The sequence below is a fragment of the Sphingopyxis sp. P1IMeth2 genome (genome assembly GCF_900185685.1).
Taxonomy (GTDB): Bacteria; Pseudomonadota; Alphaproteobacteria; order Sphingomonadales; family Sphingomonadaceae; genus Sphingopyxis; species Sphingopyxis terrae_A.
Map to the genome: position 1 here is coordinate 550679 of NZ_FYAT01000012.1, position 22490 is coordinate 573168.

Annotated in this window: 30 protein-coding genes; 13 read left to right on the forward strand and 17 right to left on the reverse strand. The window is 65.2% G+C overall.

All coding sequences use genetic code 11. From position 1 onward, the window contains the following. The first annotated feature begins 7 nt into the window (after positions 1 to 7). Positions 8 to 559, forward strand: a complete 552-nt coding sequence (locus P1IM2_RS09500) for a SixA phosphatase family protein (protein ID WP_062902740.1) — start codon at positions 8 to 10, stop codon at positions 557 to 559. Between the two features lie 64 nt (positions 560 to 623). Here the strand turns inward: P1IM2_RS09500 and P1IM2_RS09505 are convergent, their stop codons facing one another. Next, positions 624 to 1118, reverse strand: a complete 495-nt coding sequence (locus P1IM2_RS09505; protein ID WP_186402293.1) for a hypothetical protein — start codon at positions 1116 to 1118, stop codon at positions 624 to 626. A 96-nt stretch (positions 1119 to 1214) separates the two neighbouring features. Further along, on the reverse strand, positions 1215 to 1916 hold the full coding sequence (locus P1IM2_RS18925) for a response regulator transcription factor (RefSeq protein ID WP_260833968.1): 702 nt from the start codon (positions 1914 to 1916) through the stop codon (positions 1215 to 1217). Positions 1917 to 2041: 125 nt separating this feature from the next. Here P1IM2_RS18925 and P1IM2_RS09515 point away from each other — a divergent pair, with 125 nt between their 5' ends. After that, a complete protein-coding gene (locus tag P1IM2_RS09515; protein ID WP_186402294.1) occupies positions 2042 to 3574 on the forward strand; it encodes a class I adenylate-forming enzyme family protein in 1533 nt (510 codons plus the stop codon). Between the two features lie 36 nt (positions 3575 to 3610). On the opposite strand, the gene P1IM2_RS09520 is transcribed toward P1IM2_RS09515, so the two are convergent. The 5 genes from P1IM2_RS09520 to rpmF form a co-directional block, all read right to left on the reverse strand. Beyond that, positions 3611 to 4000, reverse strand: coding sequence for a MerR family transcriptional regulator (locus P1IM2_RS09520; protein WP_186402295.1), 390 nt, complete (start codon positions 3998 to 4000; stop codon positions 3611 to 3613). A gap of 14 nt (positions 4001 to 4014) precedes the next feature. After that, positions 4015 to 4308 carry an integration host factor subunit alpha gene (locus P1IM2_RS09525; RefSeq protein ID WP_003047685.1) on the reverse strand — a complete coding sequence of 98 codons (294 nt, stop codon included), beginning with the start codon at positions 4306 to 4308 and terminating at the stop codon, positions 4015 to 4017. Positions 4309 to 4479: 171 nt separating this feature from the next. Further along, a complete protein-coding gene (locus tag P1IM2_RS09530; RefSeq protein ID WP_062902745.1) occupies positions 4480 to 5445 on the reverse strand; it encodes a beta-ketoacyl-ACP synthase III in 966 nt (321 codons plus the stop codon). After that, positions 5442 to 6476: a phosphate acyltransferase PlsX gene (gene plsX / locus P1IM2_RS09535; RefSeq protein ID WP_003047692.1), complete on the reverse strand. Its 1035-nt coding sequence runs from the start codon at positions 6474 to 6476 to the stop codon at positions 5442 to 5444. The genes P1IM2_RS09530 and plsX overlap by 4 nt, the downstream gene beginning before the upstream one ends. Positions 6477 to 6498: 22 nt before the next feature. Beyond that, positions 6499 to 6678, reverse strand: a complete 180-nt coding sequence (rpmF, locus tag P1IM2_RS09540; protein ID WP_003047695.1) for a 50S ribosomal protein L32 — start codon at positions 6676 to 6678, stop codon at positions 6499 to 6501. A 344-nt stretch (positions 6679 to 7022) separates the two neighbouring features. Here rpmF and P1IM2_RS09545 point away from each other — a divergent pair, with 344 nt between their 5' ends. Next, a complete protein-coding gene (locus tag P1IM2_RS09545; RefSeq protein ID WP_186402296.1) occupies positions 7023 to 7463 on the forward strand; it encodes an MAPEG family protein in 441 nt (146 codons plus the stop codon). A gap of 24 nt (positions 7464 to 7487) precedes the next feature. On the opposite strand, the gene P1IM2_RS09550 is transcribed toward P1IM2_RS09545, so the two are convergent. After that, a complete protein-coding gene (locus P1IM2_RS09550; protein WP_186402297.1) occupies positions 7488 to 8153 on the reverse strand; it encodes an MBL fold metallo-hydrolase in 666 nt (221 codons plus the stop codon). Positions 8154 to 8409: 256 nt separating this feature from the next. Between P1IM2_RS09550 and P1IM2_RS09555 the strand changes: the two genes are divergently transcribed. Next, positions 8410 to 8685, forward strand: coding sequence for a zf-TFIIB domain-containing protein (locus P1IM2_RS09555; protein ID WP_062903246.1), 276 nt, complete (start codon positions 8410 to 8412; stop codon positions 8683 to 8685). Between the two features lie 84 nt (positions 8686 to 8769). On the opposite strand, the gene P1IM2_RS09560 is transcribed toward P1IM2_RS09555, so the two are convergent. Genes P1IM2_RS09560 through P1IM2_RS09570 form a run of 3 tightly spaced genes read right to left on the reverse strand, consistent with a single transcriptional unit; the run spans position 8770 to position 11098 of the window. Next, a complete protein-coding gene (locus tag P1IM2_RS09560; RefSeq protein ID WP_062902748.1) occupies positions 8770 to 9321 on the reverse strand; it encodes a TIGR02281 family clan AA aspartic protease in 552 nt (183 codons plus the stop codon). 35 nt (positions 9322 to 9356) lie between these two features. Continuing rightward, positions 9357 to 10334 (reverse strand): hypothetical protein, encoded by a 978-nt coding sequence (locus tag P1IM2_RS09565; protein WP_186402298.1) that lies wholly within the window; start codon positions 10332 to 10334, stop codon positions 9357 to 9359. Positions 10335 to 10363: 29 nt separating this feature from the next. Continuing rightward, the gene (locus tag P1IM2_RS09570) at positions 10364 to 11098 is read right to left on the reverse strand and encodes a YgfZ/GcvT domain-containing protein (RefSeq protein WP_186402299.1); all 735 of its coding nucleotides are present in this window, start codon (positions 11096 to 11098) and stop codon (positions 10364 to 10366) included. A 59-nt stretch (positions 11099 to 11157) separates the two neighbouring features. On the opposite strand from P1IM2_RS09570, the gene pyrC reads away from it, so the two are divergent. Next, positions 11158 to 12180: a dihydroorotase gene (gene pyrC / locus P1IM2_RS09575; protein WP_186402300.1), complete on the forward strand. Its 1023-nt coding sequence runs from the start codon at positions 11158 to 11160 to the stop codon at positions 12178 to 12180. A gap of 22 nt (positions 12181 to 12202) precedes the next feature. Here the strand turns inward: pyrC and rarD are convergent, their stop codons facing one another. Further along, positions 12203 to 13120, reverse strand: a complete 918-nt coding sequence (rarD, locus tag P1IM2_RS09580; protein WP_186402301.1) for an EamA family transporter RarD — start codon at positions 13118 to 13120, stop codon at positions 12203 to 12205. Between the two features lie 11 nt (positions 13121 to 13131). After that, positions 13132 to 13353 (reverse strand): hypothetical protein, encoded by a 222-nt coding sequence (locus P1IM2_RS09585; RefSeq protein WP_003047722.1) that lies wholly within the window; start codon positions 13351 to 13353, stop codon positions 13132 to 13134. A 176-nt stretch (positions 13354 to 13529) separates the two neighbouring features. On the opposite strand from P1IM2_RS09585, the gene P1IM2_RS09590 reads away from it, so the two are divergent. From P1IM2_RS09590 to P1IM2_RS09605, 4 genes are all read left to right on the forward strand, one after another. Continuing rightward, positions 13530 to 13934, forward strand: a complete 405-nt coding sequence (locus P1IM2_RS09590; protein ID WP_062902753.1) for a glycine zipper 2TM domain-containing protein — start codon at positions 13530 to 13532, stop codon at positions 13932 to 13934. 178 nt (positions 13935 to 14112) lie between these two features. After that, entirely contained in the window at positions 14113 to 14664 is a 552-nt protein-coding gene (locus P1IM2_RS09595; RefSeq protein WP_062902754.1) for a GNAT family N-acetyltransferase, read from the forward strand. Next, positions 14661 to 15101: a DUF1330 domain-containing protein gene (locus P1IM2_RS09600; RefSeq protein WP_062902755.1), complete on the forward strand. Its 441-nt coding sequence runs from the start codon at positions 14661 to 14663 to the stop codon at positions 15099 to 15101. Before P1IM2_RS09595 ends, P1IM2_RS09600 begins: the two co-directional genes overlap by 4 nt. 87 nt (positions 15102 to 15188) lie before the next feature. Next, positions 15189 to 15938 carry a hypothetical protein gene (locus P1IM2_RS09605; protein ID WP_186402302.1) on the forward strand — a complete coding sequence of 250 codons (750 nt, stop codon included), beginning with the start codon at positions 15189 to 15191 and terminating at the stop codon, positions 15936 to 15938. A gap of 80 nt (positions 15939 to 16018) precedes the next feature. On the opposite strand, the gene P1IM2_RS09610 is transcribed toward P1IM2_RS09605, so the two are convergent. From P1IM2_RS09610 to thiS, 4 genes are all read right to left on the reverse strand, one after another. Beyond that, positions 16019 to 16201 (reverse strand): CsbD family protein, encoded by a 183-nt coding sequence (locus P1IM2_RS09610; RefSeq protein ID WP_062902757.1) that lies wholly within the window; start codon positions 16199 to 16201, stop codon positions 16019 to 16021. A 116-nt stretch (positions 16202 to 16317) separates the two neighbouring features. Then, positions 16318 to 17499, reverse strand: a complete 1182-nt coding sequence (gene ubiM, locus P1IM2_RS09615) for a 5-demethoxyubiquinol-8 5-hydroxylase UbiM (RefSeq protein WP_186402303.1) — start codon at positions 17497 to 17499, stop codon at positions 16318 to 16320. Positions 17500 to 17569: 70 nt separating this feature from the next. Then, positions 17570 to 18340 carry a thiazole synthase gene (locus P1IM2_RS09620; protein ID WP_186402304.1) on the reverse strand — a complete coding sequence of 257 codons (771 nt, stop codon included), beginning with the start codon at positions 18338 to 18340 and terminating at the stop codon, positions 17570 to 17572. Beyond that, on the reverse strand, positions 18337 to 18540 hold the full coding sequence (gene thiS, locus P1IM2_RS09625; protein WP_062902760.1) for a sulfur carrier protein ThiS: 204 nt from the start codon (positions 18538 to 18540) through the stop codon (positions 18337 to 18339). The genes P1IM2_RS09620 and thiS overlap by 4 nt, the downstream gene beginning before the upstream one ends. Before the next feature lie 78 nt (positions 18541 to 18618). Between thiS and P1IM2_RS09630 the strand changes: the two genes are divergently transcribed. The 4 genes from P1IM2_RS09630 (at position 18619) to P1IM2_RS09645 (ending at position 22455) form a co-directional block, all read left to right on the forward strand. Further along, positions 18619 to 19071 carry a type II 3-dehydroquinate dehydratase gene (locus P1IM2_RS09630; protein ID WP_062902761.1) on the forward strand — a complete coding sequence of 151 codons (453 nt, stop codon included), beginning with the start codon at positions 18619 to 18621 and terminating at the stop codon, positions 19069 to 19071. A 68-nt stretch (positions 19072 to 19139) separates the two neighbouring features. Next, the gene (gene accB, locus P1IM2_RS09635; RefSeq protein ID WP_186402305.1) at positions 19140 to 19625 is read left to right on the forward strand and encodes an acetyl-CoA carboxylase biotin carboxyl carrier protein; all 486 of its coding nucleotides are present in this window, start codon (positions 19140 to 19142) and stop codon (positions 19623 to 19625) included. Between the two features lie 10 nt (positions 19626 to 19635). Beyond that, positions 19636 to 20997, forward strand: a complete 1362-nt coding sequence (gene accC / locus P1IM2_RS09640) for an acetyl-CoA carboxylase biotin carboxylase subunit (protein ID WP_186402306.1) — start codon at positions 19636 to 19638, stop codon at positions 20995 to 20997. A gap of 96 nt (positions 20998 to 21093) precedes the next feature. Next, the gene (locus P1IM2_RS09645) at positions 21094 to 22455 is read left to right on the forward strand and encodes a L,D-transpeptidase family protein (protein WP_186402307.1); all 1362 of its coding nucleotides are present in this window, start codon (positions 21094 to 21096) and stop codon (positions 22453 to 22455) included. The last annotated feature ends 35 nt before the right edge of the window (positions 22456 to 22490 follow it).

The window sequence follows — 22490 nt, forward strand, 5'->3', positions numbered from 1 at the left end:
AGAGATTTTGAAGACTTTGACTATCCTGCGTCATGCGAAATCGGGCTGGGACGCGACCGTCGAACGCGACTTCGACCGCCCGATCAACGCGCGCGGCCGTCGCGGCGCCGAACTCGTCGGCCAATATGCACGGCGGCACGCGATGGCGATCGACCGCATCATCGCCTCGCCCGCGGTGCGCGTGACTGAAACGCTCGATCTGTTTCAGCCTGCCGCGGGAATCGATGCAATCGAACCCGATTGGGACCGCCGCATCTATCTTGCCTCGTCTGCGACGCTGATCGATGTAATCCGCGACATGGGCAAGGACTCGCAGAATTTGCTGATCTCGGGCCATAATCCGGGGCTGGAGGACCTGATCCTCGAACTCGTCCCCGAATCGCCCGACGACGAACTGCGCGCCAAGGTCGAGGAGAAACTGCCGACATCGGCACTCGCCCGCCTCGAACTCGACATCGCCGATTGGCGCGACCTCGATACAAAGAGCGCGCGTTTCGTTGCTTTCATCCGACCCCGCGACCTCGACGCATCACTGTCCCCCGCGATGGACGACGACTGAGGGGATTTGGCGGCTTCGAGGTGGGAAGCGGTAATTTTTGACCCAACCTCCAGTATCAACCCTTTCAGGCCTTCGGGCGTGTCACCTCACCGAACCAATCCCATGCACGTTCAGTGACACCGTTCGCGGTATGCGACTTGTGGCTGGACATGTCGGAAGGTGGATACAACCAGACGTTCCTCGGTGACATGCCTGATGACGTCAATTCGTTGCCCGCCGAATCATAGTCTTTTGTAAAAACCAGATCGCCGTCCATTATCTCCAGTATCTCTTTGATCGCGCCAACGGCAACACGAACGGCACGCTGGTCTTCATTCAACTCGCCCTGCCCAAATCGCCAACCCTCAATATGGGTGTGACTGATTTTCGTCGAAAGCATAATCTCGCTCTCTAGGATATGCGCGTTCAGACATTCCAATGCACTGCAGGGCGACTGCCAAGAATACCTCAACGCACCGTTGTTTAGGCGAATGATCTCAACTTCACTGGCGGGAAGGAAAGTTGCCGCCGCCGGAATGAACAACCGTTCAATACTGTTTGTTGGTTCGAGCGCTTGCATCTGACAAGCATTGCATCTCCTGGTGAAGGGAGTCCTAATTGCCAGGCACGATCGCGATCGTTCCCAGCCGCCCAAATTTCCCAATGCCAGCATAGGCTAACGCGTCGTGAGACCGGGCACGCCCCGATGCGGGTGCAACGCATAGCCTTCGCCTTTGACTGTGTGCAGCATCGGGAAGTCGAAGCCGCGGTCGATCTTGGCGCGCAGCCGCGCGACATGAAACTCGACGCGGTTAGTGCCGGGATCGAAATCGAGCCGCCACACCGCCTTGAGCAGCGCGGCGCGCGACATCGGGCGGCCGGGAACGCGGGCGAGGGGGGCGAGCAGGTCGCATTCGCGCTGCGGCATGCGGATCAGCTTTCCAGCGCGCTCGACGCGGCGGTCGATCAGGTCGATACGCAGATCGCCAGCGCCAAGCTGCCCGGCCGCCATCTGGCTGCACCGGAGCAAAGCGGCGATCCGCGCCGTCAACTCGGGGAGGTTGCAGCGCCAGCCGAGCGCGTCGTCGGCGCCGCCGGAAAGCGCGGTCAGCCGGGCGGCGCGCGAATCGCAATCGGTTAAAACGAACAGCAGCCGGCGTCCTGCGACCGAGCGCGCGAGGCGAACGGCCGCAAGCGGATCGGCCGCCGCGGCGCCAGCCGATGAGCCCAGGAGCAACAGATCGAAACACTGGCCGAGCCAAGGGCGCAGCCCAGCGTCGGGATCGGGCAGGACATCGACCGCATAGCCCGCCGCGACCACCGCCGCGGCGATCCGTGCCGCAACAGCAGGCTCCGGATGATAAAGGGCGACAGGCAACTTCGTGTCGCTTTCTGTCGCCACCCCCGATGGATACATCGTTCGCCCCTGCCGTGACGCAACTTCTTGTCGCGCCGCCGCCCCACCGGCATTGCACCGCCCCCCTGCTGTGCTAACCGGTAGCCATGACCAGTATCGAATTGCTTGACAGCGCTTTCGCCACCCTGCCCGACCTCGTTCGCGCCCATGCCGCCGAACGTCCCGATGCCGTAGCGGCCGCAGACCCGGCGCGGCGATTGAGCTGGTCCGAACTGGATCAGATGGCCGACCGAATCGCCGCGCGGTTGCAGCAGGATGGGCTGGCGAAGGGCGACCGGACCGCGATTGCGGGCCTAAACAGCGTCGAACAGATGGCCGTCATTCTCGGCACGCTGCGGGCCGGCGGCGTCGCCGGGCTGATCACCAACAGCGCGACGGGCGAGCAAATGGCAGCGATGATCGCCGATACCGGCGCGCGCCACCTCTTCCTCGACAGCGCGGCGTCCGCAAGCCTCGAAGGCCAGACGGTCACAGCCAGCGATCGCATCGCGATGGACGGCAGCGACGTCGGCGTCGCGCTGGTCGAATGGATGGCGCCCGCAGGCACCACACCTGCAGCGGTCCCGATCGATCCGCTCGACGGCTTCAACATCATCTATTCGTCGGGGACGACCGGAACGCCGAAAGGGATCGTCCACAGCCACGCGATGCGCTGGCAGCACATCCAGCGCGGTGTCCCGGCCTATGGCCCTGACGCGGTGACGATCCTGTCGACGCCCCTCTATTCGAACACGACGATGGCAAGCTTTCTGCCCACGGTCGGTTCGGGCGGTCAGGTCGTGCTGATGAAGAAGTTCGATGCCCGCGGGTTTCTGGAACTGGCAGAGCGCGAACGCGCCACGAACACCATGCTCGTTCCCGTCCAGTATCGCCGCATCATGGCGCTCGAAGATTTCGACCGTTTCGATCTGTCCAGCTTCGTGATGAAATATTGCACCTCGGCGCCCTTCGCCGCCGCACTCAAGGCCGACGTGCTGAAGCGCTGGCCAGGCGGCCTCGTCGAAATCTATGGGATGACCGAAGGCGGCGCGGCCTTCATTCTCGAAGCGCATCAATTCCCCGACAAGCTGCACACCGTCGGCAAGCCCGCACCGGGCCATGTCGCAAAGGTCATCGACGAAGAGGGGCAGGAACTACCGCAAGGGTCGGTCGGCGAAATCGTCGGTCGCAGCCCGGCGATGATGACCGGCTACAACAACCGTCCCGATGCAACCAAGGCGATGCACTGGCACGATGCGGAGGGGAATCTTTTTTATCGTCATGGCGACATCGGCCGCTTTGACGAGGACGGTTTCCTGACGCTGATGGACCGCGCCAAGGACATGATCATTTCGGGCGGGTTCAACATCTTCCCGAGCGACCTCGAGGCGATCCTGCTTGCCGACGAGCGCGTGGTCGAGGCGGCGGTGGTCGGCATGCCGAGCGAGGAGTGGGGAGAAACCCCCGTCGCTTTCGTTGTGCTGAAACCCGACGCCGATGCGGAAAGCGTGCGCGCCGATTGCAACGCCAAGGTCGGCAAGACCCAGCGGCTGAGCGCGATCACCACCGTCGACGAACTGCCGCGCAGCCCGATCGGCAAGGTGCTGAAGCGCGAATTGCGCGACGCCTACGCCCGATAGGCGGGCCGCGGGTCGTTCAGATGGGGCTTGGCTGGCTCAGCGCAGTGCAGCCGCCAGCCGCTCCCGCAGTGCCACCAGCGCCGCCACCGGAATGCCCTTCGCTTCGCTGTGCGTCGCCCGCGCGACCGGGACATCGCGGGGTGTCGCGGCAGCACCGTCGGGTTCCGACGACAGCGCCTTGCGGGCGCCATCGACCGTATAGCCCTTGACGTGAAGCAGGTGATGGATGCGCTCCGCCAGCGCAATATCATCGGGCCGGTAATAGCGCCGACGGCCCGACCGCTGGAGCGGCCGAAGCTGCGGAAAGCGCGTTTCCCAGTAGCGCAGGACGTGGGTCGGCACCCCGATGCGGTCCGCGAGCTCGCCAATGGCAAGCATCGCTCCGACCGCCTTGCCGTCCCCGTTGCGGCTATCGTGATCGCCCATCGGATACGACCGGCTTATTTGCCCGCAACGCGGGCGCGCATCGCCTGGCTGGCGCGAAAGGTCATCACCCGGCGCGGGAGGATCGGAACCTCGATCCCCGTCTTGGGATTGCGGCCGACGCGTTCGGCCTTGTCGCGCAGCACAAAGGTGCCAAAGCCCGAAATCTTCACATTCTGGCCCGCGGCCAGCGCGTCCGACATATGCGCGAGAATCGATTCGACGATCGTCGCCGATTCGTTTCGCGACAGGCCGACTTGCTGATTGATGCGCGCGGCAATGTCGGCGCGGGTAAGCGTTCCTGCTGTCATAATTGACCCCTCCCCTCCTGAAGCGGATGCACAAGAGGAACCCAGACAGCCCCCACCGTCGCGAGTCCCAAGATTATATGTAACAAAAGCGAATTAATCCGCCAAACTTAAACGGATGGAGCGTGGAGTTGATGCGACGAGCGTCGAACGCCCGTTCGTGGACTGCAAAAACTAGACGCGCAGGACCGCCGCACCCCAGGTAAAGCCGCCGCCCATCGCCTCCAGCACGACCAGATCGCCGCGCTTGATGCGCCCGTCGCGTACCGCAAGATCGAGCGCCAGCGGGACCGACGCCGCCGACGTATTCGCATGCTGATCGACCGTCAGCACGACTCGGTCGGCGGGCAGGCCCAGCTTTTTCGCGGTTGCGTCGATGATGCGCTTGTTCGCCTGATGCGGAACGACCCAGTCGATATCCTCCGCCTTCAGCCCGACGTCGGCCAGCACCTCGCCCAGCACACTGGCAAGATTGGTGACGGCATGGCGGAACACTTCGCGGCCCTGCATCCGGACATGGCCAACGGTGCCGGTGGTCGAGGGACCGCCATCGACATAGAGCATGTCGCAATATTGCCCCTCGGCGTGCAGCCGCGTCGCGAGGATGCCCTGGTCGTCCGCCACGTCCTTTGCCGACAAGATCACAGCCCCCGCACCGTCGCCAAACAGGACGCAGGTCGTGCGGTCCTCCCAGTCGAGGATGCGACTGAAGGTTTCGCTGCCGATCACCAGCGCATGTTCGGCCGCACCGGTGCGCAGCATCGAATCGGCGACCGAGACGGCATAGAGAAAGCCCGAACAGACCGCCGCCACGTCGAACGCGATGCAGTCTGGCGCGCCGAGGAGCGCCTGGACCTTGGTGGCGGTGGCGGGGAAGGTGTTGTCGGGCGTCGCGGTCGCGACAATGAGCAGGCCGATGTCCGCAGGCGACAAACCCGCCGCCTTCAGCGCCTCGCGCGCCGCATCGGCGCCCAGCGTCGCTGTCGTTTCATCGGGTTCGGCGATATGGCGAAAGCGGATACCGGTGCGTTCGACGATCCATTCGTCGCTGGTATCGACGCGTTCGGCCAGTTCGGCGTTGGAAACGCGGGTGCGCGGGAGCGCCGAGCCGGTGCCGGCGAGGACAGCGCGCCGGGTCATGCCGCGGCGTCGCTGCGGAAATTGGCAAGATCCTCGGTCACCTGGCGTGTAATATCCTTTTCGACGAGTTCGGCGCACAGATGCACCGCGTTCGCGACGCCCTTTGCATCGGCGCTGCCGTGACTCTTGAGTACCACGCCGTTGAGGCCGAGGAATACCGCGCCATTGTGATTATTGGGGTCGAGATGGTGGCGCAGCAGTTCGGTCGCCGGCCGCGAGATCAGGAAACCGATCTTCGACCGCACCGACGAGGTGAAGGCGCGCCGCAGCAGATCGGTCACGAACCGCGCGGTGCCTTCGATCGTCTTGAGCGCGATATTGCCCGAAAAACCGTCGTGGACGACGACGTCGACATTGCCGCGCGACAGCTTGTCGCCCTCGATGAAACCCGCGAACTCCATCGGCAGCCCCGTAGCATCGCGCAGGATCGCGGCGGCGTCGCGAATTTCGTCGGTGCCCTTGAGCTCTTCGGTGCCGATATTGAGCAGCGCGACGCGCGGACGCTCCAGCCCCATCGCGGTGCGCGCATAGGCAGCGCCCATGACCGCGAACTGGACGAGGTTGTTGGCGTCGCAGTCGGTGTTCGCGCCGAGATCGAGCATGACGACGTCATTGTCGCCGAGCGACGGCAGCAGCGCCGCGAGCGCCGGCCGGTCGATGCCGGGCATAGTGCGCAGCGCCAGCTTCGACATCGCCATCAGCGCGCCGGTGTTGCCCGCCGAAACGGCGCCGCCGGCATCGCCGCGCTTCACCGCATCGATGGCGAGCCCCATCGAGCTGCCGCGGCCGCTCCGTAGCGCCTGGCTGGGCTTGTCCTCGCCGGACACGACCTTGTCGGTGTGGATGATGTCCGACGCGGCGCGCAGATTGGGGTGATTGTCGAGCGCAGCCTTGATCTGCTGCTCGTCGCCGACGAGCAGAAACCGCAGGCCGTCGTGCCGGTGGCGCGCCATGGCCGCGCCGGCGAGCATCACGCGCACGCCGACGTCACCGCCCATCGCATCGATCGCGATTCGCGGTGTAAGGCTCATACCAACGCCCTCCGGCTAATGCTTAGGCGCCAGCCGAAACCACTTCGCGGCCGTTATAATGGCCGCAGGCGTTGCAAAGGTTGTGCGGACGCTTCAGTTCGCCGCAGTTCGGGCATTCCTGATAGGCCTCGACCTTCAGGCTGTCGTGGCTGCGACGCATGCCGCGCTTCGAGGGCGAGGTTTTTCGCTTGGGGACGGCCATTTTAAATCCTGCATTCTCAAATGTTTATACGAATCGGCAAACCCGGTGTTGTCACCCCCCGATGCCGGGGAATGACTGGCCCGCCCGCCGCGCCGAAAACCATAACTGCCTTGGAACTGCAGTATAATCTTCCGCCGGAAGGTGCCTCAACGCCTGATGGTGTCGGGTGCCGGATCGGGCGCGGCTATAGCGTTTTTGCCCGCAAAGGCAACCCCCTCGCCGCGCGTCGGAGTACGGGCGGATGCTCCTTCCCCGTCGCCCCTTGCCGCGGACGCGCGCCGGTGCCACATCTGCACCCGGTCGCGCCAGCACGAGCGCCGGCCGATAACAAGAGGGGGAATTTCATGTTCATGTTGCCGATCAGCCTGACCATCGCCGCGGGCGCCGCCCTGCTCAATCTCTGGCTCGCGACCCGGGTCGGGCGCGTGCGTGGACAGGAAAAAGTCTCGATCGGCGACGGCGGCAACGACAGGCTGATTCGCCGCATGCGCGCGCAGGCCAATTATGTCGAGAATACGCCCTTCGTCCTGATCCTGCTTGCGCTGATCGAACTGGGGATCGGCTCGTCGATCTGGCTGTGGGCGGTGGGCGCGCTCTATCTCGTCGGGCGCATCCTGCACGCGGTCGGCATGGACGGCATGATGTGGGGCCGCATGGTGGGCACCGTTATCACCATGCTGACCCTGCTGGGGCTTGCGATCGCCGCGCTGCTGTCGGTCTATCTGACCCCGACGAAATTCGTCAGCACCGAAGTCACCGAAACCGTCGCCATCCAGCCGCAATAGAATGACGCAAGCGGGGCGGCCGCTTCAGCCGCCCACAACGCCGTCGGCGACATAGGGATTGGTGCGCCGTTCCTGCGCAAAGCTGCTGTGCGGACCATGGCCGGGCAGGAAGATGGTATCGTCGCCGAGGGGCCACAGCTTGCCGGTGATCGAATCGATCAGTTGCTGGTGATCGCCGCGCGGAAAATCGGTGCGGCCGATCGACCCCTGGAATAGCACGTCGCCGACGATCGCGAGCTTCGAGGGGCCATGATAGAAAACAACGTGGCCGGGGGTGTGACCGGGGCAATGGATGACGTCGATCGTCAGATTGCCGACCTTCACCGTATCGCCATCGACCAGCCAGCGGTCGGGCTCGAACACCTCGCCCGTCATGCCGAAGCGCGCGCCATCCTCGCCCAGCCGCTCGATCCAGAAACGATCGTCCTCGTGCGGCCCTTCGACCGGCACGCCCAATTCCCGGGCGAGCACCCCCGCCTGCCCGCAATGATCCATATGACCGTGGGTGACGAGAATCTTTTCGACCTCCACCCCCGTCTGCCGGATCGCCTCGCGCAGCTTGGGCAGGTCGCCGCCGGGATCGACGAGCGCCGCCTTGTTGGTTTCGGTGCACCACAGGAGAGTGCAATTCTGCTGAAAGGCGGTGACCGGGATGATGGCGGCCCTGAGCGGCGGGTTGGGAGCGTTCATACTCGCAGATGTGGGGAAATGCCGCGCAAATGGCAAGCAGGCGCGAGCCCTGAAGAAGAACCGCCCGCGACCGATGCCGCTGCGTCAGGACTTGAAGGTTCCCGGACAGTCCCCATTTATCCGGTGCGGGCCGGGCCCCTCTGGCGATCCCAGGATCGTGATGTCGGACCGCATCGAGCGTGCTCGGTGCGTGATCGGCCATGGCCTTCGCTCTCCGCGCATGCTCGATGGATCGAAATCTTTCCACGAGGTGACCATGACATCTGCCCACAATATGCCCTGCCCCATCTGCAAGGTTCCGCTCGCGATGAGCGACCGGCAAGGCGTTGAAATCGACTATTGCCCGCAATGCCGCGGGGTGTGGCTCGATCGCGGCGAACTCGACAAGATCATCGAACGGAGCGCTGCCGAAGCCGCGCCCCGCCCGGCAGCGCCGCAGGCCACGCCGCCGCCAGCTTACGGCCATGGCAACGACTATCGCCGCGGCTATCCCAAGCGGCGCAAGTCATTCCTGGAAGAATTGTTCGACTGATTCCCGGCGACGGGCGCGCCATTCGGATGGCACGTCCGTCGTACTTTAAGCCGACGGCGAATACCCGGCGACTGGCTTGGCGCCCTAGCGCAGCGTCATTGTGTCGCCTTCGACATTCACCGCAGCGAGCTTTGCAAGATAACTTTGGCCGAGCAGCGACACCCCCATGTTGGCATCGACCACTGCCGCCTCGACATTGCGGATCGTGATGCCGTCGACCTCGACACTGTCGAGAAGGACCGTCCGCATCGGCACGGTGCCACCCGCGGTCTGGGCGGTGCCGCCGATCGGCAGACGGTCGACATCGATGCCGATCGCCTCGGCATCGTTCCGCGTCAGCGCGACGAGCGATGCGCCGCTGTCGACCAGCATGCGAACCTGCCTGCCCTGGACACGGGTGTCCGCATAGAAGTGCGAATCGGATGCCCGCCGGATCCGGACTTCGCTGGGCCGCGAGGCGGCGTCGCTGGCAGTCACGGCGGCCTTATCGCGCGCGCCGGTCGTCCAGTTGCTCTCGCCGGCATAAGGATCCACAGGCGCTTCGGGCACATCGGCGACCTGCCGGCCGGCGATGCTCGCCATGCCGATCGATATGCCCGCGATCCCGGCTACCAGGGTAATGAAACGCCTCACCATGCCCGGTTTATTCGCAAATCGGGGTTGGAGAATGGTTAAATGGCGCCGCGATTTTGTGGTTCGGCAAGACCGCCTTCCGCCTGATCGATGAAGGCGCGCCATTGCGGCTCCCCGCCGCGGATGCTGTAGGCGATCCGCGCGCAGGCATAGGGGCGTCCCGGCCGGTTGTCGGCATCGAAGGCGGCGATCGGCCACAGGCGTTCGGCATCGACACGATCGGACCAGCACACGATCGCCTCGGCCTCCTGTCCCGCATCGACCAGCGCCCGTTCGCCCGCATCGAGCGTGGCCGCGTCCCAACCCAAAATCACGCGCTGCAGCTTCGCCGGAGCGCGCAACGCCGATGCAAAGGGGCTTGCCTGCGCGCCGAGCAGGCGCTCGACCCGCGCGCGGTCGGCGGCGGCCAGCCAGCGCCCGCCAAGCAACGGCACCCATTGCTTCGGATCGCCCGAGCGCAACGCGGGAAACAGCGCATCGGCCGCCGCGGAGAAGCGCGCCGTCCACGGCGAATCCGCAGCAAGCGGGCGAAGCTTCCATACAGCCGGCGCGACGTCGGCGCGCAGTCGCCGTTCCACCGGCCGGTCACGAACCCTGTCCGCCCCCACGATGTCGAGCGTCGGCGCCGCTTCGGCCGCGCATTGCACGCCCGTGCAGCGCGCCGTCAGCGCGGTCAGGTGCAGCCATTGGGGCATCGACGCACGCGGCGCACCGGAATTTCCCGCATCGACAAATTCGCGCGAGGCCGGGTCGAAGACCATCCGCGCGGGCCCGCCGCGCATAGGGCGGCCCGGTACGTCGCCGCGATAGGCGATCGACGCCCCGGCATAGATGGCGCCCACATCGGCGTAGAGGCGGCCGTTCCACGCGATGGCCTCGAGCTGCACGCAAAGCCCCGGCTCCGCCGCAGCGGCTTCGGCCAGCGTCATCGTGCGCGCATGATCGTCCGGGCAGGAGGCCGGACCGGCGGCGGCCAGCGCGGCGGGAGCAAGCAGGGCGAGCGGCGCGATCATCATTCCCCTCTACCCCGCCCGCGCTGCACCGGTCATGAACCGGGCGAAAGAAGGGCGCTGTGCATCCAGGCGGGTGCTTTCGCCGGATCAATGCCCTCGACGCGCCGATGCTCCACCGACCAGCCGAGTTCGGGATAGGCAATGACCTGACGCTTTTCGTCGGCTTCGGCGATCGGCACGACTATGAGTCGACGATTGACCTTCTGCCGCCAGTTCATCCGCGCGGTATTTTCCTGTCCCACGTAGCAGCCCTTGGAAAAGCTGACGCCGTTCAATTCGGCGGCATTGCATTCGAGCCACAGCGTCGTGCCGTCGCCGAGTTCGGCCCGCCCTTCGGTGAGCCCGAGCGCCAGGCGGTGCGCGCGCCATGCCGCCTCGACGCCCGCCGCGCCGCCTTCGTCGGCGGGAGCGAGCCAGCGCTGCCCCAATTCGGCAAGCCGCGGGTCGACGACGCCAAGATCGCCCTCGGGCGCCCAGTGAACCCGCAAAACCTCCTCGCGCTCGATCGTAATCGCGCGGCGCAGGCGATAGAGCGTCAGGCGCCGGGTCAGATCGTCCGCTGCCGCCGCCTCGCAATCGATCAGCACATCCGTCTCGTCGGCCCAGATCAGAAAATCGAACAGCGCCTTGCCCTGTGCGGTCAGCAGCGCCGCCCAGACCGGCAGATTGCCCGACACATCATTGGTGACAAGGCCTTGCAGAAAGCCGCGGACATCATCGCCCGACAATCGGATCAGCGCGCGGTCGTTGAGGGTGGTATTGGCCATGCCGATAATTTAGGGGCGGGGCAGCCAAAGCCAAGCCACGATTTGCCCGAGGGCCCGCCATGACCGATCGCCTGACCATACGCCGCCCCGACGACTGGCACGTCCATCTGCGCGATGGCGCGATGCTGGCGCATGTCACGCCCTATACCGCACGCCAATTCGCGCGGGCGATTGTCATGCCCAATCTGTCGCCGCCGGTGACGACCGTGGCCGAGGGCCGCGCCTATCGCGAGCGGATCGTCGCAGCGATCCCCGCGGCGCTCGATTTTACCCCGCTGATCGTCGCCTATCTGACCGATGGCACCGATGCGGAGGAAATGGCGCGCGGCCACGCCGAGGGCGTGTTCACCGCCGCCAAGCTCTACCCCGCGCATGCAACGACGGGCAGCGCCCACGGCGTGACCGATGTCGCGAACATCATGGGCGTGCTCGAACGCATGGCCGATATCGGCATGCCGCTCCTGATCCACGGCGAAGTCACCGACCATGACGTCGATATCTTCGACCGGGAGGCGGTATTCATCGATCGCACGCTCGCACCGCTCGTCGCGCGGCTGCCCGAACTCAAGATCGTGTTCGAACATATCACGACGGCGGAGGCGGCGCAGTTCGTCGCCGATGCGCCCGCCAATGTCGCCGCGACGATTACGCCGCAGCATCTTCACATCAACCGCAACGCGATGCTGGTCGGCGGCATCCGTCCGCACGCCTATTGCCTGCCCGTCGCCAAGCGCGAGCATCACCGGCTCGCGGTGCGCGCCGCCGCGACCTCGGGCTCGCCCAAATTCTTCCTCGGCACCGACAGCGCGCCGCACGCGGTGCATACCAAGGAAGCGCCGTGCGGCTGTGCCGGCATTTTCAACGCCCCCTTCGCGCTCGAAAGCTATATCGCGGCGTTCGACGAAGACGGCGCGCTCGACCGGTTCGAGGGTTTTGCGAGCGAACATGGCCCGCGCTTCTATGGCCTGCCGCTCAATCAGGGCACGATCACGCTCGAACGCGGCGCGACCGTGGTTCCCGACCGGATCGGCGATGTGGTGCCGTTCCATGCCGGAGAAACGCTCGGCTGGCGGATCGTCTAAACCCTAGGCGATCTCATAGGCCCTAGGCGATCTCGACCATCCTGTCGGCGCGCATCTTGCGCCACATGTCGAAACTGAACACCGCAATGCTGATCCAGATCAGCAGGAAGCACGCCAGTTGCACGGGCTTCAGCGGTTCGGCGAAGACGAACAGGCTGAGCAGGAATTGCAGTGTCGGCGCCAGATACTGGACGAAGCCGAGCGCTGCATAGCTCATCCGCCGCGCGGCGGTGGCGAAGAGGAGCAGCGGCACCGCGGTGACGATTCCCCCGGCCATCAGCAGTAGGCTGATTTTCGGGTCCGATCCGAAACCGCGCCCGTCGCCGATCCACAGATACCAGGCCGACGCCGCGAGCGCCAAGGGCATGAGCAGCGTCGTTTCGATCGCGAGGCCGGGCAGCGAGCCCACGGGCACCACTTTTCGCAGCAGCCCATAGAGGCCGAAACTGAAGGCGAGCGTCAGGCTGATCCACAGCGTATCGAGCGCACCGCCGAGCAGGATCGTCACCCCGACGGCGGCGATCGCGACCGCCACCATCTGCAATCGCGACAGGCGCTCGCCCAGGAAGACCATTCCCAGCATCACATTGACGAGCGGATTGAGATAATAGCCGAGGCTGGCGGCGAGGACATGATCGGTGAAGATCGAATAGATATAAACGAGCCAGTTCACTGCGATCAGCAGCGCGCTCGCCAACAGCATGCGCAGCACCCGCCAATCGCGCAAGGCGACAAGATAGTCGGCGATCTGCCGCCGGAATGCCATGATGAAGAAACAGAGCGGCAGCGACCAGACGATGCGCTGCGCCAGCACCTCGACCGGCGGCACGCTCGCAAGCAGCTTGAAAAACAGCGGGACGAAGCCCCAGATGCCATAGGCGGCGAGCGCGAAGGGCAAGCCGTTCTGCTGGCTCTCCGACGGAGCGGCGGGCGCTGACATTCTATGCGCGCTTAGAGCAGACCGCCGCCGAGCATCAGCCGGACGACGCCGACGACGATCACGACGATGTTCAGATTGCGCCCGCTCGTGCGGCTCGACATCGCACCAAGCGCGAGCCCGACCACGGCGATCGGGATGATGACCCAGTTCGCCCAGCCCAGAAACGGAATGAACGCGGGGATCGCGAGAATCAGCGCGACCAGACCGATGAAAATCGAAGCAATGTTCAGCATTTCCAATGTTTCGCACGCCGCCGGACGGCGGACAAGTGCCTTTCGGTTCGTCGATGACAGCACTCATTTCGTCTTGTTGCCGAAGGTTCATGCAACGCTGTGCGGACCCTTCTCGTTGTTTCGGGTGAAGCGCTCGTTCCTGAACGGTCGAGGCGCGAACCAGGAAAGGACAGGATATGGCTATTCTTACCAAAGGCATGATGGGCGCAATTGCGGCCGCCAGTGTCGTCGCGACCGCCCCCGCCTATGCCGGCATGGCAAGCGCCGTTCCGGCGCAGGGCTTGCACAAGAGCGAAATCACCGCTGACTTTTACAAGCGCAAGCATCACGACCGTCGCTATTATGCGAGCCGCGACCAGCGCGTCGGCGCCAACACGCGGATCTGGCGCGGTAACGACGGCCGATATTACTGCAAGAAGGACAATGGCACCACCGGCCTGCTGATCGGTGCCGCGGTCGGCGGCCTTGCCGGTCACGAAATCGCTGGCCGAGGCGACAAGCTGCTCGGCGTGGTTCTCGGCGCAGGCGCCGGTGCGCTCCTCGGCCGCGAGATCGACCGCGACAAATATCGCTGCCGCTAATTGACAGAAACCGTCCGGGTGCGGGTCCGAGACCCCTCCATCCGCACTCTGTGATGGCGAGGGCGTCGGTTCGAACCGACGCCCTCAAGGCCGATCGCGCGTTCGCGGTGCGTGTTTCAGCTTGCCCGCCAGCCTCCTTTCTCCCAGAAGCGTTGGCCACTGCTGCGGGAGAATATCGATGCTAAACGGCCCTCTGCTCGTTACCGAGCGGCTGATCCTCCGCCCGCCCGCGACCGAAGATTTCGACGCCTTCGCCGAAATGTGCGCCGAAGAAGACACGATGACCTTCATCGGTGGCAGCTGCGCGCGATCGCAGGCGTGGCGCCAATGGTGCACGCTCGCGGGGGCATGGCATATCCGCGGCTTCTCGATGTTTTCAGTCCTCGAACGCGCAAGCGGCGAATGGGTCGGGCGGCTCGGCCCGTGGGAGCCCGACGGCTGGCCCGCGCCCGAGATTGCCTATGGCGTGCGCGCCAAATTCGCCGGGAAAGGCTATGCGTTCGAGGGGGCGGTCGCCGCCTGCGACTTCGCGGTCGAATTCCTCAAATGGCCCGAGCTGATGCACAGCATCGCCCCCGACAATGTCCGCTCGCAGGCGCTGGCCAAAAGGCTGGGCGCGACGAACAGCGGCCCGACGCACCTCCCCGCCCCGTTCGAACAGACCCGCGTCGACGCCTGGACGCAGAGCGCCGAGGCATGGCGGGGCAAACGCAAGGAGTTCCAGCCATGAGCGATCGTCACATCGACCCCGAACGCGCGCAGTTCGACACTTTCAAGGCATTGCCGCGCGATACGCCGATCCACATGCTCAACCTCGTCCGCTTCAAGGACAGGGCGACTTATCCGGACGATCACCCCCTCGCCGGCAAGGCACTGACCGGCGCGGAAGCCTATGCCAATTATGGCAAGGACAGCAGCGCCGTTTTTTCGCGCGTCGGCGGCAGTGTCGTTTGGAGCGGCATGATGGAGGCGATGGTGATCGGCCCAGCAGATGAACATTGGGACGCGATGTTCATCGCCCGCTATCCGAACAGCGGCGCCTTCATGGAAATGGTCACCGATCCGGTCTATCGTCAGGCGGTTGTCCACCGTCAGGCGGCGGTCGAAACCTCTCGCCTGATCCGCTGCGCGAGGAATCCGTCTCGGTCCGAGACAGTTTTCGGCTAACAAAGTCTTACCAATTAACGCTTTTTGCTCACATCTTCTTAACCAGCTTCCGGCAAGTCCGGGTGAGAGATTAAGGGAGTGTTAGCAATGATCGTCCGGGGAAAATGGCTGATTGCCGGCCTGCTGATGGCCGCGGCCCCGCTCGCGGGGTGCCGCGACAATCCGCAGGCAAAGGCCGACCTCAATTCGCTCGACGACGGGCTGACCAATGAAGACCCCGCGCTGAAGGGCGCGCTCGAAGACAAGATCATGGTTGACCCCAAGCTGGCCGGGCAGGCGAACCGCAACGCGGCGACGCCGGGCAACCGGCCCGTCGACGGCGGCGTTCCGGGCGTGGCGAGCGGCAAGGCGGCCGCGGCGGCCGAAGCGGCGGCGGCGCAGGCTGCGGGCAAGCTGCTCACCGCGCCCAAGGCACTGCCGTTCGAGGAAGGTTGCAACGGCGATTGCGCCGCCAAGCGCCCGGTCACCATCGGCGCGCTGGCGCGTGAACAGCAAAAGGGCAGCTGCGACGCCAAGCTGACCTACGGCAACCAGTGGGCCGACCGTCTGCCGCCAGCGTTCAAGCTCTATCCGCGCGCGACGCTGCGAGAGGCGGCGGGGGTGGCCGGCGGAAAATGCAACATCCGCGTCGTCAATTTCCAGACCGCCGCCTCGATCCAGGGCGTTCTCGACTATTATCACACGATGGCGGTGCGTGCGGGTTATACGAGCGACCACCGCGTGCGCGGCAACGAACATATTCTGGGCGGGACAAAAGGCGACCTCGCCTATGTCCTGTTCCTGCGCACCGACGGCGGGATGACCGACGTCGATCTGGTCGCATCCGGCGGCAAATAACGCCGCGTTCCCGAACCAGCAAAAAGCCCCCGGGATCGCTCCCGGGGGCTTTTTGTTGGCCGGTGGCCAGAGCGGGTCGGTCAGACCTTGTCGCCGAGCGCGCCCTGCACCTTGCCTTTGATGTTCTGGGCTTCGCCCTTGCGTTCCTGAAGGTCGCCTTCGGCGCGCAGGCGTTCATTGTCGGTCGCCTTGCCGATCGCCTGTTTGGTGTTGCCGATCGCTTCGTTCGTCAGGCCTTTCGCCTTTTCCGTCAGTTCGCCCATGGGGAGTCTCCTTTGCTGCAAAGAGGCGATCGCGCCTCTCGTCAAATCAACGACTTGCCACCCCTCATTGTTCCTTGGTCGCGGGACGAAACGAGACGAAGCGTCGACCGAGGGGCTTAGGCTGCACGCGCGTCCCGCTGCTGCATGAGCAGCGCGTGCAGGCCCATCCGAACCGGCGGCAGCGCGCCAAGCCCCAGCGCCGCATGGCGGAGCGCCATCGCCGGATGGCGGTTGTCGGTGAAGAGGCCAACGATCGCACGCGTCGCCTGAAACAGCGGCCAGGTCTCGGCACGATGCGCGGCAGCGTAGCGCGCAAGGCGGCGCGCATCGCCGACATCATCCGCAAACGCCAACAGCTTCGCGAGCCGGACCGCGCCCGCCAGCCCGAAGTTGAAGCCATGGGCGGTCACCGGATGCATGCCGACCGCCGCATCGCCGATCAGAACCGCACGCGGCGCCGCAAAGCGATGCGCGAAGGTCGTCGTCAGCGGATAGGCATGAAAATCACTCGCCAACGCGACCGCGCCCCATCTGCCGCGCGTCATCGCCGCAATCCGGCGCGCCTTTACCTCGCCGGATTCGGCCATGAAGGCATCGGCGGCTTCGGGCATCAGGGTGATGACTGCCGACGAAAGCCCCTCCCCCAGCGGCAGCATCGCCAGCGTGTGGTGCCGGGCGAACCATTCGGTCGCGACGCCCGCCTTGCAGGGCGCGTGACCTACCCGGCCGACGAGCATCGTCTTGCCGACCGGCCTGACGTCCACGCCGATGCCGAGCTGGTCGCGTATCGCCGAAAAGCGCGAGTCCGCCGCGACCAGAAGATCGGTCTCGATCACAGCGCCATCGGCAAGGGTCACGGTGACGCCGCCGCGCCCTGCCTGAACGCGCTCCACCGCGCATCCCGCGCGCAGATCCATATTCGCCTGTCCCGCAACGCTTTCGAACAGCGCCCGGCGCAAATGATGGTTCGACACGAGATGGCCGAGCGGCCGCGCGTCGCCGGCCCCCGGATCGATCCGCATCGCAAACCGCGCCCGGCCGCTCAGCACCTCGGCGCGGTCAAGGCGGTGAATGTCCGCCGCCGGAATCCGCGACCAGGCATCCAGGTCGCGCAGCGCGCGTTCGGACCGATGCGTCAGCGCAATCTCGCGCCCGTCGAAGCGCGGTTCGGCCAGTGCGGCAAGCGGCGCGCGCTCGATCAGCGTAATCTCGGCGGGCGTATCCGCCAGCGCGCGCGCGAAACTCACCCCCGCCGGTCCCGCCCCGACGATGACGATCCGGCGCCGCGTGCCACCCATGCCCATGCCTCCTTGTCAGAGACACCGGCATGGCAGCGCCGCGCGGGCGGCGCATTGCGCTGGATCAATATCAGATGAGCCCGGCGAGCGGGCTCGACGGATCGGCGTAGCGACGCTGGCTCATACGGCCGGCGAGATGGGCATCGCGCCCCGCCTCGACCGCGAGCTTCATGGCGCGCGCCATGCGGATGGGGTCTTTGGCTTCGGCGATCGCGGTGTTCATCAGCACGCCGTCGCAGCCGAGTTCCATCGCCACCGCCGCATCGCTCGCCGTCCCGACGCCCGCATCGACCAGCACCGGCACCGACGCCCCCTCGACGATCAGGCGGATCGTCACCCGGTTCTGGATGCCCAGCCCCGACCCGATCGGCGCGCCGAGCGGCATGATCGCAACCGCGCCCGCATCTTCCAGCTGCTTGGCGGCGATCGGATCATCGACGCAATAGACCATCGGCAGAAAGCCTTCCTTGGCCAGCACCTCGGTCGCCTCCAGCGTTTCGCGCATATTGGGATAGAGCGTCTTCGCTTCGCCCAGCACCTCCAGCTTCACCAGATCCCAGCCGCCCGCCTCGCGCGCCAGCCGCAAGGTGCGGATCGCGTCGTCGGCATTGAAGCAGCCGGCGGTATTGGGAAGATAGGTGATCTTCTTCGGGTCGATATAATCGGTCAGCATCGGCGCGGTCGGGTCCGACACATTGACGCGCCGCACCGCAACGGTGACGATTTCCGCACCCGACGCGGCGACCGCCGCTGCATTTTGCTCGAAATCCCTGTACTTGCCGGTGCCCACGATCAGGCGCGAGCTAAAGGTCCGTCCGGCAACGCTCCACTGGTCGGTCAACAACCGCCTCCTACAAAATGAACGATTTCCAGCGCATCGCCCTCGGCAAGCGCGACGTCGGCGAGCGTCGAGCGCGGTACGATCTCGCGATTGCGCTCGACCGCGACCTTCTTGACGTCGAGGCCCAGCGACGCGACCAGATCGGCAATGCTGCCTGCGCGCACCTGCCGCGGATCGCCGTTGAGAATGATGGAAATCACGAGTCCCGCCTGCTTTGCCTTTTGACGTGCAGCCCATATAGGGGGAGCGACCCGCGTCGCAACCGAAAGACCGTGCCCTTGTCCAACGAGTGTTCCGAAACGCCCGCCGTCTTTGTCCTTTCGGGGCCCAACCTCAACCTGCTGGGCACGCGCGAGCCCGAAATCTATGGGCATGACACGCTGGAGGACATCCACGAGCGGCTCGCCGAGCGTGCGGCGGCACTGGGTCTGCGCGTCGATTGCCGCCAATCGAACCACGAAGGCACGCTGATCGACTGGCTGCACGAAGCGCATTTCGCCAGCGCCAAGGCGGTGCTGCTCAATGCCGGGGGCTATACGCACACATCGGTCGCGCTGCACGACGCGATCAAGTCGATCCGCGTTCCGGTGATCGAGGTCCATCTGTCGGATCCGATGAAGCGCGAATCCTTTCGCCATATCAGCTATATCGGCATGGCGGCGGCCGCGCATTTTGCAGGCCACGGCGCAGACAGCTATATGCTGGCGCTGGACGCCGCCGCGCGCTTCTGACAAGAGGCGCGATCAGAAACGGGGTCAAGGCACGCGATCAACAGTGCCGCAACAACAGGAAATATCTCATGGGTGACCATAAAGAGCACGGCATCAACATCGATCCGGCCTTCGTCCGCGCGCTCGCGGAACTGCTCGACGACACGCAGCTTTCCGAAATCGAGGTCGAGGACGGCGAACGCAAGGTGCGCGTTGCGCGGACGCTGACCGCCGCCGCGGCGCCGGTCGCTTTCGCGCCGGCCCCAGTTGCCGCGCCCGTCGCTGCCGCACCCGCAGCCGCCGCGCCGGCCGCCATAGCTGCCCCCGCCGCCGACAGCTTCGCCGACGCCGTGAAGTCGCCGATGGTCGGCACCGTCTATCTTGCTGCCGAACCGGGCGCGCCCAATTTCGCGAGCGTGGGTTCGGCGGTGAAGGAAGGCGATACCATCCTGATTATCGAGGCGATGAAGGTGATGAACCCGATCACCGCGCCTACCTCGGGCACGCTCAAGGCCGTGCATGTCGAGAACAGCCAGCCGGTCGAATATGACCAGCCGCTGTTCACCATCGGCTGAGGGACCGCCGATGGCCATCGAGAAACTGCTCATCGCCAACCGCGGCGAGATCGCGCTGCGTATTCACCGCGCCTGCCACGAAATGGGCATCAAGACGGTCGCGGTCCATTCGACTGCCGACGCCGATGCGATGCATGTCCGCCTGGCCGACGAAGCCGTCTGCATCGGCCCGCCGGCGGCGAAGGACAGCTATCTCAACATCCCGGCAATCATTTCGGCTGCCGAAGTGACGGGCGCCGACGCCATCCACCCCGGCTATGGCTTCCTGTCGGAAAATGCGCGCTTTGCCGAGATTATCGAAGCGCATGACATGATCTTCGTCGGGCCGAAGCCCGAACATATCCGCACCATGGGCGACAAGGTCGAGGCGAAGCGCACCGCTGTCGCGCTCGGTCTCCCGGTGGTGCCGGGTTCGCCCGGCGCCGTCACCTATGGCGAGGAAACGAAACGGATGGCCGAGGAAATCGGCTATCCGGTGCTGATCAAGGCCGCGTCGGGCGGCGGCGGCCGCGGGATGAAGGTCGTCCCCGACCCCTCCGGCCTCGAAAGCCTCATGGGTCAGGCATCGAGCGAGGCTGCGGCGGCGTTCGGCGATCCGACCGTCTATATGGAAAAATATCTCGGCAACCCGCGCCACATCGAATTTCAGATTTTCGGCGACGGCAAGGGCAACGCCATCCATCTCGGCGAACGCGACTGTTCGCTGCAGCGCCGCCACCAGAAGGTGCTCGAAGAAGCCCCCTCGCCCGTGATTTCGGCCGAAGAGCGCGCCCGCATGGGCGGCATTTGCGCCGATGCGATGGCAAAGATGGGCTATCGTGGCGCGGGGACGATCGAGTTTCTGTGGGAAAATGGCGAATTCTATTTCATCGAAATGAATACGCGCATCCAGGTCGAACATCCGGTGACCGAGATGATCACCGGCTTCGACCTCGTCCGCGAACAGATCCGTATCGCCGACGGCATGGGTCTTTCGGTGCAGCAGAACGAGCTGGAATTCCGCGGCCATGCTATCGAATGCCGGATCAACGCCGAAGATCCGCGTAACTTCCTGCCCTCACCGGGCAAGGTGACCAATTATCATGCCGCCGGCGGCATGCATGTGCGCGTCGATAGCGGGCTTTATGCCGGCTATTCGATCCCGCCTTATTACGACAGCATGATCGGCAAGCTGATCGTCTATGGCCGCACGCGCGAAAGCTGCATGATGCGGATGCGCCGCGCACTCGAGGAAATGGTTATCGGCGGGGGGAAGACGAACATTCCGCTGCATCAGGCGCTGCTCGCCGATCCCGACGTCATCCACGGCGATTATACGATCAAGTGGCTGGAGGAATGGCTGGCGAAGCAGGATGCCGACAACAAGGCCTGACGCTGCCCCCATCGACGCCGGGTTCGCGCGCGGACACGACGGATTGTGTCCCAGCTCACTTTCGCACGGGGGGATTATTGGCTATGGGCCTTAACCATGGCCAGAAATCTCCCCCTTTACGTGCGCCCGGCCGCGGCGCTTATCCTCCCGCTGACCCTGCTTGCGGCGCCCGTCGCCGCACAGACGAGCGTCAAGGAGGACTCGGTCGTTCTGCAACCCGACAAGGTGACCGATGACGCGCCCGAGATCGAAACGGTCGCCGAGGCCAATCTGCCGAGCTGGAGCGTCGACAATGCCAGGGCGCTGCTCGCCTTCATCCAGTCGGCGGGCGATGAAGGCCTGTTCCCCAAGGATTACAATCCCGAAGCGCTGAAGGCCGCGATCGACGGCGGCAATCAGATCACGCTCGACAAGGTCGCGACCGATAGCTTTCTGCTGCTCGCCACGCACATGCGCGACGGCCGCACGCCCAATGCTGCGCGCAAACAATGGTTCATGACCGATGGCGACGCGCAGACCGAACCGCTGATCCCGCTGCTCGGCAGCGCGCTCACCGCGAACGACGTCGCGCAGGCGCTGGTCAGCCTCGACCCCGTCCATCCCGATTTCGCGGTGCTGAAAGCCGCGCTCAAGACCGCAAAGACGCCCACCGACGCCAACGCGATCCGCGTCAACATGGAACGTTGGCGCTGGATGCCGCGCGATCTTGGCGAAGGCTATGTTGTCAGCAACGTGCCCGAATATCTGACCCGCGTCGTCCATGACGGCGTCGTCATCGCGACGCACAAGGCGGTCGTCGGCAAACCGTCGACCCCGACGCCGCAGCTCAACCCCATGGCGACGGGGATCATCGTCAACCCGACCTGGACGCTGCCCAAGAGCATCATCGCCGAAGGCATCGGATCGACGATTGCGACCAATCCGGCGCGCGCCCGCGCGCAGGGCTATACCTGGACGGGCAGCGGCAAGGCGCTGTCAGTGGTGCAGCAGCCGGGTGCCAACAATGCGCTGGGCGTCATGAAGCTCGAAATGCTGAACCCGCACGCCATCTATTTACACGACACGCCCTCGAAGGGCGCGTTCGCCGCGGATTCGCGCGCCTTCAGCCACGGCTGCATCCGCACCGAAAAGGCCCTGCATTTCTCTGGCCTGATGGCGGTGATGTTCGCCGGCCGCACGCCCGAGGAATTCGGGGATGTCGTCGCTAGCGGCAAGACGACGCGCTTCGGCTTCGAAAAGCCCTTCCCCGTCTATGTCGCTTATTGGACCGTCGTCCCCGACGGCAAGGGCGGCATCAAGAAGCTGAACGACCTTTACGGCCGCGACGCGCCGGTGGTGACGAGCTTCGCCAAGCCCGGCCGCGCCGCTGCCGTGGTGATTTCGCCGACGCCGCCCGCGGTCGTTCCGACGACGCAGACGGTGCAGGCGCCCAAACCCGAAAAAGGCGCAATCTACTGATCAAGCGGCGACCGGGCGGCGATGCCCCCGGCTCC

Coding starts and splice junctions, on each gene's coding strand:
- rarD (WP_186402301.1), bottom strand. CDS start 13,120: ATGTCAGCGCCCGCCGCTCCGTCGGAGAGCCAGCAGAACGGCTTGCCC.
- rpmF (WP_003047695.1), bottom strand. CDS start 6,678: ATGGCCGTCCCCAAGCGAAAAACCTCGCCCTCGAAGCGCGGCATGCGT.
- P1IM2_RS09610 (WP_062902757.1), bottom strand. CDS start 16,201: ATGGGCGAACTGACGGAAAAGGCGAAAGGCCTGACGAACGAAGCGATC.
- ubiM (WP_186402303.1), bottom strand. CDS start 17,499: ATGGGTGGCACGCGGCGCCGGATCGTCATCGTCGGGGCGGGACCGGCG.
- accC (WP_186402306.1), top strand. CDS start 19,636: ATGGCCATCGAGAAACTGCTCATCGCCAACCGCGGCGAGATCGCGCTG.
- P1IM2_RS09545 (WP_186402296.1), top strand. CDS start 7,023: ATGTTCATGTTGCCGATCAGCCTGACCATCGCCGCGGGCGCCGCCCTG.
- P1IM2_RS09525 (WP_003047685.1), bottom strand. CDS start 4,308: ATGACAGCAGGAACGCTTACCCGCGCCGACATTGCCGCGCGCATCAAT.
- P1IM2_RS09595 (WP_062902754.1), top strand. CDS start 14,113: ATGCTAAACGGCCCTCTGCTCGTTACCGAGCGGCTGATCCTCCGCCCG.
- P1IM2_RS09560 (WP_062902748.1), bottom strand. CDS start 9,321: ATGGTGAGGCGTTTCATTACCCTGGTAGCCGGGATCGCGGGCATATCG.
- P1IM2_RS09550 (WP_186402297.1), bottom strand. CDS start 8,153: ATGAACGCTCCCAACCCGCCGCTCAGGGCCGCCATCATCCCGGTCACC.
- P1IM2_RS09570 (WP_186402299.1), bottom strand. CDS start 11,098: ATGGCCAATACCACCCTCAACGACCGCGCGCTGATCCGATTGTCGGGC.
- plsX (WP_003047692.1), bottom strand. CDS start 6,476: ATGAGCCTTACACCGCGAATCGCGATCGATGCGATGGGCGGTGACGTC.
- pyrC (WP_186402300.1), top strand. CDS start 11,158: ATGACCGATCGCCTGACCATACGCCGCCCCGACGACTGGCACGTCCAT.
- P1IM2_RS09530 (WP_062902745.1), bottom strand. CDS start 5,445: ATGACCCGGCGCGCTGTCCTCGCCGGCACCGGCTCGGCGCTCCCGCGC.
- P1IM2_RS09515 (WP_186402294.1), top strand. CDS start 2,042: ATGACCAGTATCGAATTGCTTGACAGCGCTTTCGCCACCCTGCCCGAC.
- P1IM2_RS09590 (WP_062902753.1), top strand. CDS start 13,530: ATGGCTATTCTTACCAAAGGCATGATGGGCGCAATTGCGGCCGCCAGT.
- P1IM2_RS09585 (WP_003047722.1), bottom strand. CDS start 13,353: ATGCTGAACATTGCTTCGATTTTCATCGGTCTGGTCGCGCTGATTCTC.
- P1IM2_RS09605 (WP_186402302.1), top strand. CDS start 15,189: ATGATCGTCCGGGGAAAATGGCTGATTGCCGGCCTGCTGATGGCCGCG.
- P1IM2_RS09520 (WP_186402295.1), bottom strand. CDS start 4,000: ATGGGCGATCACGATAGCCGCAACGGGGACGGCAAGGCGGTCGGAGCG.
- P1IM2_RS09565 (WP_186402298.1), bottom strand. CDS start 10,334: ATGATGATCGCGCCGCTCGCCCTGCTTGCTCCCGCCGCGCTGGCCGCC.
- P1IM2_RS09505 (WP_186402293.1), bottom strand. CDS start 1,118: ATGCAAGCGCTCGAACCAACAAACAGTATTGAACGGTTGTTCATTCCG.
- accB (WP_186402305.1), top strand. CDS start 19,140: ATGGGTGACCATAAAGAGCACGGCATCAACATCGATCCGGCCTTCGTC.
- P1IM2_RS09600 (WP_062902755.1), top strand. CDS start 14,661: ATGAGCGATCGTCACATCGACCCCGAACGCGCGCAGTTCGACACTTTC.
- P1IM2_RS09555 (WP_062903246.1), top strand. CDS start 8,410: ATGACATCTGCCCACAATATGCCCTGCCCCATCTGCAAGGTTCCGCTC.
- P1IM2_RS09645 (WP_186402307.1), top strand. CDS start 21,094: ATGGCCAGAAATCTCCCCCTTTACGTGCGCCCGGCCGCGGCGCTTATC.